The 1,873-nt window shown below is 59.0% G+C and carries 3 protein-coding genes; 2 read left to right on the top strand and 1 reads right to left on the bottom strand.

Annotated features, from left to right (window positions below; translation table 11 throughout):
* The coding region (locus WBG04_RS06600) for a hypothetical protein (protein WP_424313591.1) at positions 1-213 on the bottom strand (213 nt) is incomplete at its 3' end.
* Here WBG04_RS06600 and sucC point away from each other — a divergent pair.
* Together sucC and WBG04_RS06590 are read left to right on the top strand one after the other, a co-directional pair.
* Positions 202-1,386, top strand: a complete 1,185-nt coding sequence (sucC, locus tag WBG04_RS06595) for an ADP-forming succinate--CoA ligase subunit beta (protein ID WP_424313590.1) — start codon at positions 202-204, stop codon at positions 1,384-1,386. The two genes, WBG04_RS06600 and sucC, sit on opposite strands and share 12 nt — an antisense overlap.
* Before the next feature lie 24 nt (positions 1,387-1,410).
* A partial coding sequence (locus WBG04_RS06590) for a succinate--CoA ligase subunit alpha (protein ID WP_424313589.1) occupies positions 1,411-1,873 on the top strand: 463 nt, incomplete at its 3' end.

Raw genomic sequence — 1,873 nt, 5'->3', positions numbered from 1 at the left:
CTCAATACGAACGCGGACTGACTTCTGGGAATTCGTTCTGCCCCCCGCCTTGGTTGACCGAGGTCGCTCTGACTGGTCCAGCGCCGTCGAGTTGTCCAGGGTCGCTGAGGCGTGTATTTCTGGCTGTTCGCTTTTGTTTCCGGCCTTTTTCTTGACCGGCAGGGTGGGGGGGAACAGCTTCGCGCGGAAAATTTCCGCGACATGAATATCCACGAATACCAAGCCAAAGAGCTTTTCGATCAATACGGGGTGCCAAGCCCGAAAGGGAAGGTGGCTTCGACGCCGGAAGAGGCATCGGCTGCCGCTGAGGAATTCGCCGGGTCAAAGCTGGTCATCAAGGCTCAGGTGCACGCGGGTGGTCGCGGCAAGGGCCATTTCAAGAATGGATTTCAAGGAGGCGTTCACCTGATCGAGTCTCCGGCTCAAGCGGGTGAATTTGCCGGGAAGATGCTGAACGAGACCCTCGTCACCGTGCAAACCGGTGAGGCAGGGCGACTCGTCCGCAAGGTGATGGTCGCGGAAGCGGTCGACATCGAACACGAGTATTACCTCGCGATTCTCTTGGACCGTGCGACCTCCAAGCCGGTGATTGTCGCTTCGACCGAAGGTGGCATGAGCATTGAGGACGTCGCTCACGACACGCCCGAGAAGATCATGCGCCAGTTCGTGCATCCGCTGCTCGGGCTTCAAGCCTACGAGATCCGCAAGATTGCGGCCGGGCTCGGTTTGTCCGGCGATATTGCCAAGCAGTTCGCGAAGCTGCTCAAGAACCTTTACTCGCTCTTCATCAAGTGCGACTGCTCAATGCTGGAGATCAACCCGCTGGTGACCACTCCGGATGGCCGGGTGCTGGCTCTCGATGCGAAGTTCGGCTTCGACGACAACGCGCTCTTCCGCCATCCGGACATCGTCGCCATGCGCGATACCGAGGAGGAGGATCCGCGTGAAGTGGCCGCCTCCGAGTATGACCTGAACTATATCGGTCTCGATGGCAGTATCGCCTGCCTTGTCAATGGTGCCGGTCTTGCCATGGCGACCATGGACATCATCAAGCACTACGGTGGTGAGCCCGCCAACTTCCTCGATGTGGGGGGTGGTGCATCCAAGGAGCAGGTTGCCGCAGCATTCAAGATCATCCTCGGTGATCCGAATGTGAAGGGCATCCTGATCAACATCTTCGGTGGTATCATGGACTGCAACGTCATCGCCGAAGGCGTGGTGGCCGCTGCCAAGGAAACCGGATTGCCGCTTCCGCTGGTGGTCCGGCTCGAAGGAAACAACGTGGAGGCTGGCAAGGCGACGCTGGCTGCAAGCGGTCTGAATATTGTCGCGGCCACCACCATGGCCGACGGCGCCGAGAAAATCGTCGCTGCTGTCTCCGCCTGAAACTGAATTTTACCTCACAAGACGATGGCTATTCTCATTGATGAAAACACCAAGGTCCTGATTCAGGGCATCACCGGCAGCTTCGGCGGACGCCACGCATCGCTTTCCCTTGATTACGGGACGAAGGTTGTGGCTGGGGTCACTCCGGGCAAGGGCGGACAGAAGTTTGAAGACAAGGTGCCGATTTTTGACACCGTCTCGCAGGCTGTTTCCGAAACGGGTGCGACGGCATCGGCCATTTTCGTGCCGCCTCCGTTTGCCGCCGATGCGATCCTGGAAGCGGTTGACGCCGGCGTGGAACTTGTCGTGGCGATCACGGAAGGGATTCCAGTGATGGACATGATGCGGGTGAAGGAAGCGATGAAGGGCTCCAAGAGTCGCCTGATCGGCCCGAACTGCCCGGGTGTTGTGACTCCGGGCCATGGCGACAAGAGTCACGGTGGTTGCCGGATCGGCATCGCTCCGGGCTACATTCACAAGCGTGGCA

The sequence above is a fragment of the Haloferula sp. genome (assembly GCF_049672945.1).
Classification (GTDB): domain Bacteria; phylum Verrucomicrobiota; class Verrucomicrobiia; order Verrucomicrobiales; family Akkermansiaceae; genus Haloferula.
The sequence above is the reverse complement of the archived record's forward strand: the minus strand, read 5'-3'. Positions and strand labels throughout refer to the sequence as shown.

What these genes read in the sequence shown, in the direction of transcription:
- sucC (WP_424313590.1), top strand. Translation starts at nt 202, where the DNA reads ATGAATATCCACGAATACCAAGCCAAAGAGCTTTTCGATCAATACGGG.